Annotated in this window: 14 protein-coding genes; 7 read left to right on the forward strand and 7 right to left on the reverse strand. The window is 44.8% G+C overall.

What is annotated here, in order from left to right:
- The 3 genes from ACFI6J_RS09845 to ACFI6J_RS09855 all read left to right on the forward strand — a co-directional run bounded on the left by ACFI6J_RS09845 (position 1) and on the right by ACFI6J_RS09855 (position 2,361).
- Positions 1 to 687 carry a M15 family metallopeptidase gene (locus ACFI6J_RS09845; protein WP_462555388.1) on the forward strand — a complete coding sequence of 229 codons (687 nt, stop codon included), beginning with the start codon at positions 1 to 3 and terminating at the stop codon, positions 685 to 687.
- Positions 688 to 701: 14 nt separating this feature from the next.
- Positions 702 to 911, forward strand: coding sequence for a DUF2897 family protein (locus ACFI6J_RS09850; protein ID WP_456252413.1), 210 nt, complete (start codon positions 702 to 704; stop codon positions 909 to 911).
- A 190-nt stretch (positions 912 to 1,101) separates the two neighbouring features.
- Positions 1,102 to 2,361: a dicarboxylate/amino acid:cation symporter gene (locus ACFI6J_RS09855; protein ID WP_081333974.1), complete on the forward strand. Its 1,260-nt coding sequence runs from the start codon at positions 1,102 to 1,104 to the stop codon at positions 2,359 to 2,361.
- A 155-nt stretch (positions 2,362 to 2,516) separates the two neighbouring features.
- On the opposite strand, the gene ACFI6J_RS09860 is transcribed toward ACFI6J_RS09855, so the two are convergent.
- The 7 genes from ACFI6J_RS09860 to seqA form a co-directional block, all read right to left on the reverse strand.
- Positions 2,517 to 2,843: a heavy metal-binding domain-containing protein gene (locus ACFI6J_RS09860; protein WP_014949040.1), complete on the reverse strand. Its 327-nt coding sequence runs from the start codon at positions 2,841 to 2,843 to the stop codon at positions 2,517 to 2,519.
- Between the two features lie 56 nt (positions 2,844 to 2,899).
- Complete coding sequence (locus ACFI6J_RS09865; protein ID WP_156086203.1) at positions 2,900 to 3,310, reverse strand: HIT domain-containing protein; 411 nt, start codon at positions 3,308 to 3,310, stop codon at positions 2,900 to 2,902.
- Positions 3,303 to 4,334: a succinylglutamate desuccinylase gene (gene astE / locus ACFI6J_RS09870; protein WP_156086202.1), complete on the reverse strand. Its 1,032-nt coding sequence runs from the start codon at positions 4,332 to 4,334 to the stop codon at positions 3,303 to 3,305. Before astE ends, ACFI6J_RS09865 begins: the two co-directional genes overlap by 8 nt.
- 145 nt (positions 4,335 to 4,479) lie before the next feature.
- Complete coding sequence (locus tag ACFI6J_RS09875) at positions 4,480 to 5,784, reverse strand: putative bifunctional diguanylate cyclase/phosphodiesterase (protein WP_462586070.1); 1,305 nt, start codon at positions 5,782 to 5,784, stop codon at positions 4,480 to 4,482.
- Positions 5,785 to 6,081: 297 nt separating this feature from the next.
- Entirely contained in the window at positions 6,082 to 8,559 is a 2,478-nt protein-coding gene (locus ACFI6J_RS09880; protein WP_014949036.1) for a glycogen/starch/alpha-glucan phosphorylase, read from the reverse strand.
- 218 nt (positions 8,560 to 8,777) lie between these two features.
- Complete coding sequence (pgm, locus tag ACFI6J_RS09885; RefSeq protein WP_061485424.1) at positions 8,778 to 10,430, reverse strand: phosphoglucomutase (alpha-D-glucose-1,6-bisphosphate-dependent); 1,653 nt, start codon at positions 10,428 to 10,430, stop codon at positions 8,778 to 8,780.
- Between the two features lie 47 nt (positions 10,431 to 10,477).
- Positions 10,478 to 11,263 carry a replication initiation negative regulator SeqA gene (gene seqA, locus ACFI6J_RS09890; RefSeq protein WP_156086200.1) on the reverse strand — a complete coding sequence of 262 codons (786 nt, stop codon included), beginning with the start codon at positions 11,261 to 11,263 and terminating at the stop codon, positions 10,478 to 10,480.
- 499 nt (positions 11,264 to 11,762) lie between these two features.
- Here seqA and ACFI6J_RS09895 point away from each other — a divergent pair, with 499 nt between their 5' ends.
- From ACFI6J_RS09895 to ACFI6J_RS09910, 4 genes are all read left to right on the forward strand, one after another.
- Positions 11,763 to 12,710, forward strand: coding sequence for an AAA family ATPase (locus ACFI6J_RS09895; protein ID WP_156086199.1), 948 nt, complete (start codon positions 11,763 to 11,765; stop codon positions 12,708 to 12,710).
- A 36-nt stretch (positions 12,711 to 12,746) separates the two neighbouring features.
- Complete coding sequence (locus tag ACFI6J_RS09900) at positions 12,747 to 13,874, forward strand: DUF58 domain-containing protein (protein WP_462555380.1); 1,128 nt, start codon at positions 12,747 to 12,749, stop codon at positions 13,872 to 13,874.
- Entirely contained in the window at positions 13,871 to 15,937 is a 2,067-nt protein-coding gene (locus ACFI6J_RS09905; RefSeq protein WP_462555378.1) for a transglutaminase TgpA family protein, read from the forward strand. The genes ACFI6J_RS09900 and ACFI6J_RS09905 overlap by 4 nt, the downstream gene beginning before the upstream one ends.
- A gap of 440 nt (positions 15,938 to 16,377) precedes the next feature.
- On the forward strand, positions 16,378 to 17,226 hold the full coding sequence (locus tag ACFI6J_RS09910) for a formate/nitrite transporter family protein (RefSeq protein ID WP_014949030.1): 849 nt from the start codon (positions 16,378 to 16,380) through the stop codon (positions 17,224 to 17,226).
- Positions 17,227 to 17,303 lie beyond the last annotated feature (77 nt).

Genomic DNA, 17,303 nt, shown 5'->3' on the forward strand with positions numbered 1-17,303 from the left:
ATGGTTATGAATCAAGTGCCAGAAAAAGCGTGGTTGGGCCAGCACAACGACTATCTCGTTGATGCTGGCAACGGCCATAGACTGCATCGCGACGTGATATCGCCGTTTCTTGCCATGCAAGATGCTGCGCAAAAAGACGGTATAGACTTACAGTTGGTCAGTAGCTTTCGAGATTTCGACAGGCAAACAGCCATTTTTAACCGCAAATGGGCAGGTCAAGCACAGCTTCTTGATACCAACGGTGATGAACTGCCATTCGAGGCACTAAGCGATAATGAAAAGCTTCATGCTATTTTGACATGGTCAGCACTTCCCGGCGGCAGTCGCCACCATTGGGGCACTGACATCGATGTGTACGACAGAGTTGCCGTGCATAACTGGGGGGGCAAGTTTAATCTTGTCGAAAGCGAATACCTTTCTGGCGGACCGTGCCATGCCCTTTCATGTTGGCTAGCTGACAATATGGAACAGTTTGGCTTTTATCGTCCTTTTTCGGTTAATACGGGTGGCGTCGCAGTAGAGCCATGGCATTTAAGCTTTCGAAAAACAGCGTGTGTTTTCGAAAATGCCAGGCACTTAGATGGCTTTACAAAAGCCATTGAACAAAGCGATATAGAAGGCAAAACATGTATTTTGCCACAGCTACCTAGCTTGTATAATCGCTACGTATTGAACAAAGGGCTGTAGCCTACGGAATTTTTATGAGTACTACCTGGGTCATCATTATTATTGTTTTAGTATTGGGCGTTGTGATTGGGAATATCACGCTGCTTAAATACAGTGCTAGATTTAAATTTCCGACACCTTCTAAACCTTATGATGATAGTGACGACGATTCAAACGAGGACAGTGAAAGCGCGAATACATCCGTTAAAGACCAAGATAAAGACAGCAACACCCCAATGAAATAACCCTAATCTGATAGCGTCAATCGCGGCAATTTAATCGAAGCCTAAGTAAAGCTTTTATAATTCGAGGCTTTTATAATCAAAAGCTTGTACCCATTGTTTATGCCTACGCAGGCACTTGAGTATTAGGGCTCTCAATTATTCATTCACAAATCACTTTTCACATTTAAACACACTCTAAGAGGTTCTAGACGTGTCTAAAAAACAATCCTTACTGGGCAATATCGGCGTACAAGTTGTCATTGCTATGATTATTGGCACCGCTGTTGGCGCCTTTATGGGTGAAAGCGCTGAAATGTTCGCACCACTAGGTGCCATTTTTATCAATTTAATTAAGATGCTGGTCATTCCACTGGTGGCAGTAGCGCTTATCTCTGGCGCTGCGGGGCTTGGCAACAGCACTAATGCAGGAAAAGTGGGGCTATCTACCCTTGCTTATTTTGCGTTAACGTCAGCACTTGCCGTAACACTGGCCCTAATTATGGGTGAAGTGTTTAAGCCAGGAATAGGTATCGACGTTTCTGCGGTAGAAGGTATGTTCTCTGGTGAATACGCCTCTAAAGGTGAGTTACCTTCATTTTGGGCTACCGTTACAGGTATGATCCCCACCAACGTATTTGCATCGTTAACCAACGCAAACATTCTTCAAATTCTGGTGTTTTGCTTGTTCTTCGGCCTCGCCCTGTCTAAACAGCCTAAAAAGAACCGTGAGCCTATTTTAAATGGCGTGAACACTATCGTTGATGCCATGGTATGGATGATAAACTGTGTGATGAAAATCGCGCCTATCGGCGTATTTGGTTTAATGGCAGAGGCCGTAGGAACATTTGGTTTTGCCGCGCTCATGGTGGTATTCAAACTCTTCTTGGTGTTTACTGCGGCAATTTTAGTGTTTGGTTTTGTGGTTTACCCCCTTTTGGTACAGCTATTTACAAAAACGTCGGCTAAATCATTTCTCGTCGCCATGAAAAAGCCTCAGGCGGTTGCTCTTTCAACCGCGTCATCCATGGCGACACTGCCGGTTACTATGAATACAGTAGAGAATGAGCTAGGTGTAAGAAACGCAACGGCATCTTTTGTACTGCCGTTAGGCGCCACCATCAACATGAGCGGAAATGCCATTTATTATGGCTTGGTAGCGGTGTTTTTTGCGCAGCTTTTCAATATAGATTTATCAATGGGTGCATATGTTGCCATCATCCTAACGTCTACCCTTGGCGCGGTTGGTCAAGCGGGCGTTCCTGGGCCATCATTCTTGGTCGTTGCGGTGTTGCTTGCTGCCGGCATTCCCATTGAAGGTTTACCCCTGCTATTTGCCTTGGACAGAATTTTCGACATGATCCGCACAGCGCTAAATATTACGGGTGATGCAGCATGCGCAGTGATCGTAGATACGATTGCCATTGATGCTGATGCTGTTGAAGAGCAAGCAATAGAAAATACGGCCAAATAAAGCCTAGTCTTACAGATAGAAAAGGGCAGCAAAGCTTTTTGAAACGCTTACGCTGCCCTTTTTTAATTGGATTGTGTCGCTTTTTGCTTATCGCTATTTTAATCGGCACTTAATTGATAAACGTTAATTCACCAAAGCATACGCCCTTCATAATCTTATAAAGGGGTTGTTTTCACTGCGGTACCGCTAATGCTCACCATAAGCATACTGCCTTTATCGCCAATCACTTGATAGTCTAAATCGATGCCAACCACAGCATTTGCGCCCATGCTTCTGGCTTCATGCTCAAGCTCAGTAAACGCTAACTTACGTGCGGTGGTTAACTCTTCTTCATACGACCCAGAACGGCCGCCAACGATATCGCGAATAGAGGCGAAAAGATCTTTAAATACGTTTGCGCCCATCACGGCCTCGCCCACAACAATACCGTAATAAGCTTCAATTTTATGCCCTTCAAGCGTTGGGGTAGTTGAAACTATCATGCATAACTCCTTTTAATGTGAACTGTTTATTTTGCGCTATTAAGGGCGTGCGCCCTCTAGCTGTTGTTTTCGAACCACTGCTTAACAGACTTAACAAGTGCCTGAGCATCGTTTGTGTTATACGCCACTGCTGGCTGGTTGCCCCACACAGGTTTTGGCCACGCACAATCATTTTCAAAACGTGCGACGTGATGAACATGAAGCTGCCTTACCACATTGCCTAGTGCTGCCACGTTAAGTTTAAGCGGTGAAAACAAGGACTGCATGGCTTTTGATGCCAATGCAGACTCTTTAAGTAAAGTAATCTGCTCTTCTTCTGACAAATCGATAATTTCCGCAATATCATTTTTCATCGGCACTAAAATAAGCCACGGAAACTGACTATCGTTCATTAACAGTACACGACACAGCGAGAGATCACAGACAAAAAATGTATCATTGTGTAAACGGCTATCAAGATTAAACATCTAGCTTATCCAACGTAGTAGGCACAACGGTTAATAAGGCGCGTTGTCCAATGGCCACTTTTGCATTCGGGAAAACAATGGCTTCGCCGTCCTGCTCTGCTATGTACTCTTTACCCGGTTCAGAAGCCAATACCGTGCCTTTAGGGTAGTCAGTGAAGTTTGGCGTATCGTCATCGAAATGAAGCGTAAACTGTTCTTCGTTTCGGTTTATAACTTGGTTCACGCGATAAATATCAAGGTCATCCATATCAACCGTAGGCGCGTACTCGGTTTGAGTAATTAACTGCGTTATCGCTTGTTTCGCATCTTCAAATCGACGCATATCGTTTTGCCCGAATGGACGCACCTTGCCAAGTTCAACCGTAAACGCGTGCGCGTTGTATTGATATGACGAGAAATAGCTAAAGGTGGTTGTCGAGCTTTCCGACAGTAATATGGTTTTCACACCACACGCGGCAAGAAATGCCAGCTGCCCTTTGCTGTGTATTCTGTCATGAAGATAAGGATATACCGCAAACTTTTCATTTTTAGAGGCGCGAATTGCTGTGTGTAGGTCGTAGTGATATCGGGTGCCCTCACCCGCTTCGAAGAAAGACGCCACAGCATCTTCGAGCTGTTTAGCACGAACGCGCTCTGCGTTCACTAAACCTTCGCCCTTCGAGTGTGCACCGCTAAACAAGCGGTTCATGTTCTCTTCAACGAAACGCTCTGCAATATCCATCGCTGGCAGGTTGCCAAATAAGAACAAAACATCATGTGCCAGCGTTATGTTCCCTGTAAGGATCCCCTTAACCAAATCATCACAGATTTCGATAGGTGCGGTTTCATTACCGTGCACACCACACGATAAAACAATGCGTTTATTAGGCTTAGAGGTTGGCTGTACTGAAAAACTGATAATGCCAGGTGCGGTAATATGGACGAGCGTACCATTAGCTAATGTAAATTGATGAGAGCGTTCAAATAATGCGGAATTACGGCGAGAAAGTGTTAAAAATTGGCCGCTTTCGATAAGTTCTTGCATAAGTGTGAGCTTTGTCTACGTTGTCTAATCTCGAATGCTTCCAGTGTACCCAGACAGGCCTTCAAAATCACGTTATCTCACTGTTTAATTCCCAGTAGCTGTAAGCATTGAACAACGGAACTACAGATTGCCGCACTTTCAGATACTACGCTTGAGCGCGTCTAGGCGAGTTGCCGATAATTATCTCTTGTTGGGTAAGCTGTACGAAATCATCGAATGGAATGGCGCGAGAGAACAGGTATCCCTGCCCTTGTGTCACCCCTATTTCTCTGAGTATGTGAAGCTGCTCTACGGTTTCTACGCCCTCGGCGACTACACAGCACTCTTTTGCATGCCCTATCACTTTCGCCGCTTCGATAATGGCGCGATTAACAGGGTGAGCTTCAAGTTCCATCACAAAGGACTTATCGATTTTCAGCGCATCCAAATCCAGATCTCGAATATAAGCAAGATTTGAATACCCTTTACCAAAATCATCTACAGAAATAGATACGCCTAAGCTTCGCAGCTCATCTAACTGCTTTTTCACCATTAATGAATTAGACAGCGCCACGTCCTCGGTAAGCTCCAACTCGATTAACGAAAGCGGCATTGAATACGTACGACTCAGCATCGTCAGTGTTGGGACTAACTGGTTGTCGTACAACTGTGTGGGAGAAATATTCACAGACAGCATTAAAGACCGCTTCATTAGGTCCAATTCCGAGAGCGCCCTAAAGGCTTGCTCAAGCGTCCAGTAGCCCAGTTCGCTCATCATATTATACGACTCGGCCGCTTCGATTAGCGGACCTGGAAATAAGACGCCATCAAGAGGGTGATTCCAGCGAAGTAAGCACTCAGCCCCCACTACTTCTAGCGTTGTCAGATCGACTTTTGGTTGATAGTAAAGCTCGAGTTCATTTTGTGCTAATGCACGTTTTAAATCTGCTTTTAGCGCCAAACTTCTGCCCGTGTCGGTTTTGTCTGACTTAGTCAACGCGAAGTAATTTTCGTATTTGTTTTCTTTTGCTTGTTTTAAAGCCGTTTCCGCTCGGGAAACAAAGGAAGTGATATCAAAGTCATTCTTAATACTGCACGCCACACCTACGTTAAAGTCTGCAATAAAAGCCGTACCATCATAATGCATAGGCGTTTTGAAATGCTCGACTAAGCGTTCGAACATTTGTCGCATTACGGTTTCATTACTTTCATTAGGAAAAACGATGCCAAAAACATCACCACTGATACGGCCAATCGATACCGCAGTTCCAAATAGGAGTTGGATGCGGTTGGCTATTTCAAGTAAAAAGCGATCGCCTACATGAATGCCCAGACTGGTTGTCACATCAGAAAAACGCACTACATCGACCAGCATCAATGAAATAGAAGCACTGCGAGACGCTTGCTTCGAAATGCTATCGATAAACGCATAGCGATTGGGAATGGTTGCCAGTGATGTGTGTTGGCTCATGATGTTTTCCTTGAGCTTTACGCTTCGAGGTACTAAAAACAACTAGTTATATAAAACCATGGCGCTACGAAAGGCGCAACGACAGTAACGTATTATTTTGTATACCGTCTTATACTTTTGTACAACATTAGCCTAATATTGGACAAAAAACATGGCTGTAGTACTTATTTCTGGTGACGTTAAGAACAAACTGTGCCGTATTTTGAACCCGATACGAAACAATGAAGAAGTATTTAGAGGGTAATAAAAAACCCGGCGAGTGTACCACTGCCGGGCTATTTCTTTACGGTTCTGCGATTAGCTTTCAATCTTACACGGTGAAAGTTTCCAAACGCGTTCTACGTAGTCACGAATTGAACGATCTGAGGTAAATTTACCCATCTTCGCTGTATTGATGATGGCCATTTCTGCCCAACGCTCTTTGTCGCGGTATGCAGCATCAACTGCAATTTGTGCATCAGAATAAGCACGGAAATCTGCAAGCACCATGTACGGGTCACCGTTATCAAGTAAGCTTTGCTTAATTGACACCAATGCACCTGGTTTACCTGGCGTAAAGTAATCCGTTTCTAACCAATCCAGCACAGCTTTAATTTCTGGATCTTTATAGTAGTAGTCATGTGGGTTATAGCCATTCGCTTTAAGCTCGTTCACTTCTTCTACTGTAAGTCCGAAGATAAAGATGTTGTCATCGCCCACTTCTTCAGCAATTTCAACGTTTGCACCATCAAGTGTACCAATAGTTACCGCACCGTTCAGCGCAAGCTTCATATTACCGGTTCCTGATGCCTCTTTACCTGCCGTACTGATTTGCTCAGATACGTCTGCCGCTGGAATCATTTTTTCAGCGAGTGATACACGGTAGTTTGGTAAGAATGCTACTTTAATCTTGTTATTTACGCGCGGATCGTTGTTGATCTTATCCGCTACCTTGTTAATAGCGAAGATAATATCTTTCGCAAGCTTGTAGCCCGGTGCCGCTTTAGCACCAAACACAAATACACGCGGGTGCATATCGTAATCAGGGTTTTCTAGAATACGACGGTACAGCGCCATAATATTCAGAAGCGCTAAGTGTTGACGCTTATACTCGTGCAAACGCTTAATCTGCACATCGAAAATGGCGTTAACGTCTACTTCTATATCAAGTGACTTGCGAATTTCCTCTGCTAGCAACTCTTTGTTCTCAAGCTTCACTTTCATGAACTGCTTCTGAAACGTTTTATTGCTCGCAAATTTAGCTAACCCTTGCAGTTTGTCTAAGTCGCGCGGCCAGTCTTCACCAATCTTTTTATCGATTAGCTTAGACAGCGCTGGGTTACACGCTTTCAACCAGCGGCGTGGTGTAATACCGTTGGTTACGTTAGTTAGCTTACCTGGATACAGTTCATCGAACTCTGGGAACAGAGACGACTTAACAAGACGAGAGTGCATTTCTGCCACACCGTTAACGGCAAATGAACCGATTACCGACAGGTGGCCCATACGAACCATCTTCTCGTTACCTTCTTCAATGATTGAAAGCTTAGCTTTCATGGCATTGTCGCCAGGCCACTTCTTATCAACCTCTGCCATAAAGCGGTGGTTAATTTCATAAATGATTTCTAGATGACGAGGAAGGATCTTCTCAATCATGCGCGCAGGCCACTTTTCAAGTGCCTCTGGCAGCAAGGTGTGGTTGGTATATGCAAATACTTTTGTACAAATCCCCCACGCTTCATCCCAGCCAAGCTCTGCGCGGTCAACAAGAATGCGCATTAGCTCTGGTATAGAAATAGCTGGGTGCGTGTCGTTTAGCTGAATAACAACCTGATCGGCGAAACGGCTCCAATCGTCACCATGAGCACGCTTGTAACGACGGATAATGTCTTTAAGCGAGCACGAGCAGAAGAAGTACTGCTGAATAAGGCGAAGCTCTTTACCCGCTTCGGTCTCATCGTTTGGATAAAGTACTTTTGAAATAGTTTCAGCTGATACATTTTCACGTTGTGCATCAACATAACCACCCGCATTGAACACGTCCCAATTGAAGTAGTCAGACGCTTCTGACTGCCACAACCGCAATACGTTTACGGTTTTACCTTCGTAGCCTACAACCGGAATGTCCCACGGCACACCTTTTACAATTGAGCCAGGGTGCCATTCTTTCAGCACTCGTCCGTTGTCGCCATATTTAGTCTCTACATAGCCGTAAAGCGATACTTCTTGAATAGATTCTGGACGGCAAATTTCCCATGGATTACCGTAGTCACGCCAGCTGTCTGGTCGCTCGATTTGCGCACCGCTTTTAATTTCTTGGCGGAATAAACCGTGCTCGTAATGAATACCATAACCTATTGCAGGTAATTCCATTGTCGCCAGTGAGTCGATGAAGCAAGCCGCTAGTCGGCCAAGGCCACCATTGCCTAGCGCCATATCAGGCTCTTCTTCAAGAATGTCTGAAATTTCAACACCTAGCTCTTTCAACGCGCCACTAGCCACATCGAATAAGCCAAAGTTTTGCAGGTTGTTTGAAAGCAAACGGCCCATTAGGAATTCAGCAGAAAAGTAATGAACGGCGCGGGTGTCGTTCAGGTAATGACTTTTCTGGGTTTTGCGCAACCCTTCAAGTACTTGTTCTTGAATTGCAGCGCACGTTGCTTTCCACCAAGCGTGATTGTTTGCTTTGTTTTCGTCGGTGCCTAGCGTGCAGTGTAAGTGTTTAATAACCGCTGCTTTGAATGCAGCCTTATCGATCACTGGAGAGGGTTGCGTCTTGGTCGCTTTTGCGTTCATTTTGCGTCTCACTCTTAAGTAGAAGCGGTGTTTACACACCGAAAACGTAATTTAATTACAGAATAACTTCAGAATATGACAGCAATATAGCAGCGCTTAAACGATTATGTTGTAATAATTTTGTTAAAATAACAAAAAATCGCATGAATTCGTATGCATTCATGCGATTTTTAACAATTGATTTACAAAAAATAATTTAAAGTGATTTATTTTTGTACTTATTTAATTATTTTTCCGACTAAGGCTTCGGCTTCAGCAATTAGATCCTGTAAGTGGCTTTCACCGTTAAAGCTTTCCGCATAGATTTTATAAATTTGTTCGGTGCCAGAAGGACGCGCTGCGAACCAGCCATTTTCTGTCGATACTTTAACGCCACCAATTGCCGCGTTATTACCTGGCGCATGGGTTTGAACGGCAGTGATAGGCTCGCCCGCCAACGTATCGCTAGTGACGACAGATGCATCCATCGCCGAAAGCTTTTGCTTTTGTTCAAGGGTTGCTGCCACGTCAACACGGCTGTAAACCGGCGCTGCAAATTTTTCCGTTAGCGCTTTGTAGTGCTCGCCAGGATCTTTGCCTGTGATGGCTAGGATTTCAGCTGCCAGCAAACAAAGAATAAAGCCGTCTTTGTCTGTCGCCCACGTGCTTCCATTGCGTTCAAGGAAAATTCCACCAGCACTTTCTTCACCCGCAAAACCAATAGTGCTGTTTGATAAACCATCAACAAACCATTTAAAGCCTACCGGCATTTCAGCTAAAGGCTTACCTAAGCTGTTGGCTACGCGATCAATCATACTGCTAGACACCAGTGTTTTACCGATATTTAAATCGCTAGGCCATTCTGGGCGGTGAGTATAAAGGTAGTTAATAGCCACGGCCAAATAATGGTTTGGGTTCATTAGGCCCGCACTTTTGCACACAATACCGTGACGATCGAAATCAGGATCATTGCCCCAAGCTAAGTCAAAGTTATCTTTCAGCTCGATAAGCCCTGCCATCGCATAGGCAGACGAACAATCCATGCGAAGCTTACCGTCTTTGTCGCGGCGCATAAAACCAAACTGTGGGTCAACCGCGTCGTTAACAACGGTAATGTCCAAGCCATATTTATCTGCAATTCGCGACCAATAACCTATGCCTGCACCACCTAATGGGTCAGTACCTAACTTCAAGTTAGCTTTTGCAATCGCTTCCATGTCGATAACGCTTGCAAGATCTTCAATATAAGGTTCCATGAAGTCTTCTTCACGAACCAATTTGCGCGCGGTAGCTTGACGAATATCAATGCGCTTAACATTTTTATTGCCATCTGCAATTAATTCATTGGCGCGTTCTTGAATTTGTTTGGTTACATCACTATCGGCAGGCCCACCGTGAGGCGGGTTGTACTTAAATCCACCGTCTGAAGGAGGGTTATGAGAAGGCGTAATGACGATACCATCTGCCTTGTCGGTGTTACCTGCACGATTGTAGCGAATAATAGTACGTGAAATAACAGGTGTCGGCGTATAGCCCATGCTTTCATTGTCTGCGCGCTGCACGACAACATTGACACCGTTTGCACACAAAACTTCGATAGCGGTAATCATGGCAGGCTCAGATAACGCGTGGGTATCTTTACCAACGAACAGCGGACCGTCGATACCTTCTTGTTTACGATACTCTACCAATGCTTGGCAAATTGCACTGATGTGGGTATCGGTAAACGTAGCGTTGGAAGCTGTACCTCTGTGACCTGACGTGCCAAAAGAGACCGCTTGACCCGGGTCATTCATATCCGGTTTATAGCTGTAATACTGGCTCACTAACTGCGCTACGTTAATGAGTTGCTCTTTTGCTGCATGCTGTCCAGCCTGCGGATGTAATGCCATGAAAAAAATCCTTATTTAGAAGTTTCGTTGTTCTATACCTTGGCTTGCTATTTACCTTCTGAAGAGAAACGCGCAATCACGGTTTCAATAACATCAGGTTGATAGCCTAAGTTACGCAAAACTTGTTCCAGCATATTCGTTTTCTTGGCAGTATTGTTATTAGTTACCACCCAGAACGGGCTATCAGGGATAGCTTTAGGATTAGTACTGCTGCCGTTTTCCAACAATGCCGCCTTACTTGTCGCAAAGTACGTACGGTTTTTACCTTTTATACTTTCAACACGAGTAAAGTTTTCTGCATTAAGCTTGTGCGCTGCACTTAAAACAAACAGGAATTGATCAACGCGCTTGGTAAATGTGCCTAATGCATCTTTTGACACCGCTTCAAGAATATCTCTTTTCGAGTGAGATTCTGTTGCTGGCGTTACTGAAGAAACTTCCGAAACCTTTTTAGCTGCCCTTGAGCTCGCAGGCGCTTTTGCTGCCGTTGCTTTAGCTGGAGTTTTCTTCGCTGCAGCCTTTGGCGCTGCTTTAATTGCTGAACTGGCTGTCGCTTTGGTGGGTGCTTTGGCTGGTGTTTTAGTCGCCACTTGAGTTTCAACTTCGGGTGTTGACTCACTTGCGTTATCTGCGGTTTCTACAACGTCTGTACTTTTTGGTTCGCTTGTTTTTACAGATGTAGATGAAGCCCCACCATGCTGGACACCGTGGGACACGGCACCGTCTTCAGGCAAAAGTAAACGTCTTAAAATTTGTGATGCACTCTCACCAATATGCTTCGTTTGGCTGGCGATGAAGGCATATAAATCGTCATCTATTTCAATGCTTTTCATAACTACTTCCTTTTTAAGAGGCACCATTATAGACAACACAGATAAACTACGCAGCACTTAATAACAGATGTTTTGCGGGAATCTATGCTAATAAGATAAGAAAGTGACGTTTTACTGCTCCCAACCCGTCGTATTTGCTGTCGATAAAGTCCATGTAAGCCGTTTTTACTTTTTCAAAAATAGACGTCGCCTTAACAACATTAAGAACATAGGAGAAACAACGCAACGAACCATCAAGTCGCTGATATACCTGCGTATAAAATTTAACAGGTAATTCAATAGAAAGCCTTTCACTATCGTTGCTATTATTAAGAAGTAGTGACCTTCGAAACACCGCATTGTCGGCACTCGTTACCGTTCGCTAAACATGTAAACTAGAACATGAACTCAGACATGAACTTAAACTTCATTGCGCAACATCCTTAGAAAAGCCTTAATCGCTTTCTCACTGTTTAATACATAGTGTGACAGAGTAACTTTAAACTTAAGTGACAATCATATGCGCCAAGATATCATTAACGTACAGCGGGCTCTTAGTCAGAAAATTATTGGTAAAGATCACCAATTAAAACTCGCAATAACTTGTTTACTTGCCAATGGCCACTTATTAATTGAAGACTTACCGGGAATGGGTAAAACCACCCTTTCTCATGCGCTTTCCCAAGTTTTTGGCCTACAATATTCTCGCATTCAATTTACTTCTGACTTACTCCCATCAGATATGCTGGGCGTAAACATTTTTCATAGTAATGAACAAGACGAGGCAAAGCGCTTTTCGTTTAGACACGGCCCTATTTTTAGCCAAGTGGTGTTAGCGGACGAGCTAAACAGAGCCAGCCCCAAAACACAAAGCGCCCTGTTAGAAGCGATGGAAGAGCGACAAGTAAGTATAGATGGTGTAACCCACGCGCTACCCTCTCCATTTTTTGTTATTGCTACACAAAACCCAAGCTATCAATCGGGCACTTATCCCTTGCCAGAGTCCCAACTCGACCGTTTCTTTATGCGTATCTCTTTGGGCTATCCAGCGTGGGAGGCAGAAAAAGCCATGCTATTGCAACAGGATGCATCAGCACCGCTTGCACAAATATTAAATGAGGAGAATTTGCGCGAAATGCAACGAGAGGTAGCCGCTATTCATACCAGCGATGCCATTATTCATTACATTCTAAGATTGGTGAGTGAAAGTCGAGAAAGTAATGATTACCCTAACCCCCTATCGCCACGAGCGAGTAGAGCGATACTACAAGGTGCCAAAGCCTGGGCGTTTGTTACCGGAAAATCATATGTTACTCCCGAAGATGTACAGGCCGTCTTCGTGGCCATTACCGCTCATAGGCTAACATTGTCTTCACATCAGTTGGCACAAGGGCAGCAAACCCATGCTTTTGACGGTGAAAAACTGAGCCAGAAATTACTCGATAGTATTGACCCACTGGCAGCCTAGCATTCATGAATTTTCGGAGCGCTAAAGGTGCGTAGAATGCCAGCTTCACTTTCGAATTACCTACAACGCAGGCTATTAAAGTGGTTAGACAGGCGAGTTCCGGCTTCTCACGAACATCACCTCAACGTAAACAGTATTTTTATATTGCCGAGCGGATTCGGTTGGTCTTTTATTATTCTATCGCTGTGTTTGTTTTTACTTGGCACTAACTACCAAAACAACTTGATGTTGCTGCTTAGCTATTTGTGCTTAAGCATTATGCTATTAACGCTGTTTTACACTCATCAAAACTTTGCGCGTTTAGCGCTTAAAGCGACGCCCCCCAGTCCATTTCACTGTAACTTACAGGGTGAATTGCAGCTTCAGGTTATCCCTCACGCGGCAGCGCCAACGAAAACGTGCAATGGTGTATTAGCAATAAAGTGGCTAAATACAGCACGCCCCATGGAAACCGCTGTTAATGCAAGCAATCAAGATACCTCAGTGGATCAGCAGACGTACAGCTTTTCTTTAAACGACAATGAAGCTGCGGATACAAGACAAACGCAAACCCTCAGCGTGCCTCTTCCAATACCAGTACGGGGGCGATTTGCACTGGGCAGACTAACCATTGCATGCGATTTTCCGTTGGGATTATACAAATGCTGGACCCACCTCGATTTTGACCAACAAGTCACTGTCTATGCAAAACCTCAAGAAGGTCCGGTCACTGTTAATAAGGTAGCGAGTTCTAATGAGTCGGATAGCGTCAGTCAGGTTAACGACCTTACAAGTAACGAGGACTTCTACGCATTAAACGATTACGAAGTTGGACAGCCGCTTAATCGCGTATCATGGAAGCATGTGGCGAAAAACGGAAATTGGGTTTCGAAATCCTTTACCTCCTTGCAAAGCGACAGTTTTGTACTTTCAGTTCCCTCAAACATAGATGTGGAAACTGCCGTATCGGCACTTACCTATGCAACATTGTCTTGGACAGGCGCAGACCGGGTATTTGGAATACAGTACAAAGGGCTTAACATTGCCCCTGCTCACGGGGTAAAACATAGGCACGAATGTCTTAGTGCGCTTGCTTGTTTGAATTCATCACAAGCTTCTTCGACCTCAAATAAAACGGTCTCAATATCTTCCATAAAGAATGAAAGAGCGAGGTCAACGAAATGAGCTCCGCTATCTTAAGCCGTTTAACGCAATTAACCGTTGTTAAAAGCGTGTTTAGCCAACCAACGTCCGTGGCTGTGCTTATGCTCTGCATAGCTTTCTCTCTTATTCTTTTTACTCTTACCGCGCCGCTTATGACATGGGTAATTATGCTAGGTGGATGTGCTGTGATAGTGAGGGCCGCAGGCCTTAGTGCGTTAAATAGTTTGCCCACATCACGCACGGTTAATCTACTGGCGATATTGGCAGTGTTCGCATTATCGTGGTTTGGCTTCTCAGTAGGATTGCTTGATAGCATGATCAACCTATTGACCGTCGCGTGCGCGCTCAAAATCATGCTGGTTGAGAAAAAACGAGATTTTCACTTAATTGTATGTACCTGTTTGTTCTTGATCGGCTGCGGATTTATCTCGTCTCTAAGCGTATTTGCGTGGATTGGCTATACAGGAATACTGGCCCTGCTGCTATTCGCGACTGCCATTTATCACGGTGCAGGAATACCCAAATCAAAAAGCATTAAATTCGTGACCGTGCTTATTGTCCAAGCTTTCCCTATCGCGCTGCTACTGTTTTTACTGCTTCCCCAACTCCCTCCGCTTTGGCAGATGCCCACGTCAAAGTCGACTGAAACCGGGCTTTCTGACACGGTGACGCCTGGTGATATTGCGTCGCTTGCAAGTTCATCTGAATTGGCTTTCAGCGCCACATTTGAAAACGCAGAAGCAGTCCCTGTTGCACCGTCCAGGTATTGGCGCGCTATGACCTTAGAACATTTTGACGGGAAAACCTGGTCTATTAGCGACAAGCGCAAACAGGCAGAGCAGCAGCTAGCTTACATGGGCAAGCCAACACCCTTGTCAGCTCTGGCCGAGGAAAATACGCCTCAAGTGATAAGTTATGAATTGATCGTGGAACCCACACAGCAAACGTGGCTGTTTGCGTTAGCGCCTTCGACCCCCAACAACCGCGAGAACAGTATTTTCGTAAGAAGTCTTTTTGATTTTACGTTAAGGGCGAATAGCCCAATATCCAGTAAAAAAGCGTTTTATCTGCGCTACTATCCAACTGCTCAAATCACTAGCGGAATAGGAAATTTTGAATCGCAACTAAACCTTCAGGTTTCCATGAATGGCAACCCTCAAGCCAGAGCATGGGGACAGACACTTGCCAAACAATACTCAAGCGCACAGCAAATAGTTAGCGCAATAATGCGTGAATTTAATCAAGGGGGCTTCCGCTACACCCTATCGCCGAACGCCATGCCTACCGACCCCATCGACCGTTTTTTATTTGAAGAACGCTCAGGTTTTTGTGCCCATTACGCAGGCGCCATGGTGTATGTGCTTCGCGCCGCAGGGGTACCGGCAAGAATGGTGACAGGCTACCAGGGCGGAAGCGCACTTAATGACAATGTGCTTCAAATAAGGCAGTACGATGCACATGCGTGGGTGGAAGCTTTTATTGATGGTGTGTGGATTCGACACGACCCAACGAGTATGGTGGCACCGTCACGCTTAACCTTCGGGCTTGAACGTGCTTTGGAAGAGCTTGGGGAGTCTCGTAAAGCCAGTATTTTGGGCGACCTTAGCAACGCTGCTATTTTTGCAACATTACAAAGCTGGTTTCAACAGCTCGATTACTCGTGGAGTAAATGGGTACTGGGCTTTGACAATACTGCGCAAACCAACATGCTTGAAGAATTACTAGGCTCGCTAACGCCGCAAAAAATGCGAGTTGTATTTCTTTCCGCCATTGGCCTAATTGGGCTTATATTAGCACTTTATTTTTTACCCAAAACGCATCGCAACACACTGTCGCCCTCACACAGAGTTTTACTAAACGCAATAAAATGCGTTGAAGCTAAAACAGGAAAAGAAAGAGGGAATAAAACCTTGTCCGCCTTTATGAGTGAAGTTAACCCCTTGATAAACGACGATGCTGCCAAGGCACTAACACTTCTGTGTGAACAATTTGAGCACGAAAAATACGCACACCGAACACAAGAGGCAAAAGTTTATCCAACCATGAAGCGTCAGCTAAAAATGTTAAAACAGGCATTAAAGTAGGAAATAGTTAAACCGGTTGCACCTTAAACACTCACACTCCCCCCTTTTTAGTGCAGACTAATTAATAGTGCCTAGGCGCAAGCGCCTATCAATACAGCCACGAATTTACACAAGCCATTGTTTTAAATAGCAATAAATAACACATTTAGGTACATTTTGGTTATTGGCACTTTTTTAGCTTTGTACAAATGGATAACAAAAGTACGAAGGCGCTTATACAAGTATTAGTTGCCAACGGGCTTTAGAGTACAAAGGCGTACACATAACCGACGGTTTATTTGTTAGCTACCACAATGCATGAGTTTCGGACAAAGGCGTCCCCAGTTCTTTCTTACGAGAGCGCTGCGGACGCCTTTTTTTGATCTTCTGGAACGCATTGAAACAGTAAACGCCAACACACAGATGACAACTTATTAATAACGACAACGTGAGGTGAAACCATGGCTTATCTTCTCCCCGCTGAGTTTGCAACCAAGATGGTAGATGCAGGCGAAGCCAAAATTTATATGTCTACACGAGATACTCTAATTCGCGCTTATATGGCAGGTGCAATATTGGCCCTTGCCGCTGTTTTTGCCGTTACCATTGCCGTTCAAACCGGCGTGTTTCTTCTTGGCGCAGTGTTATTCCCAGTGGGCTTTTGTATGCTCTACCTTATGGGGTTTGACCTATTAACCGGCGTGTTTGTACTTACCCCACTCGCTTGGCTTGCACAGCGACCTGGCGTCACGCCAAAACAAATTCTACGAAATTGGGGATTAGTATTTTTAGGTAACTTTGGCGGCGCATTAACCGTGGCCTTTATGATGTCGTTTATTTTTACCATGGGATATAACGTGGATGGCGGTGCCATCGCGACTAAGGTAGCCAGCATTGGCGAAGCTCGTACATTGGGCTACGCAGAACACGGCGTTGCAGGCTGGTTCACCATTTTTATTCGCGGCATGTTGTGTAACTGGATGGTGTCGCTAGGCGTAGTGGGTGCAATGATTTCAACTCACGTTAGCGGAAAAGTACTAGCCATGTGGATGCCAATCATGCTGTTCTTCTTTATGGGTTTTGAGCACTCAGTAGTAAACATGTTCCTTTTCCCATTTGGCCTTATTATGGGCGGCGACTTCTCGGTTATGGACTACTTCATTTGGAACGAGATCCCAACTGCACTTGGAAATCTTGTTGGTGGCCTCGCCTTTACTGGACTAACCCTGTACACCACCCACGTTAAGACGCTACCCAAACGTACTATCCCTGTTGATAAAGCCGCTGCATCGCAAACACTGCCTATTTAATTAAGGCGCTTATCTTAAAGCCATCATGCCTTGTCCCTACAAGACACGTCATGATGGCGTTATCCGTTTCCTTGGAA

Source organism: Alteromonas sp. G4i13 (assembly GCF_054960505.1).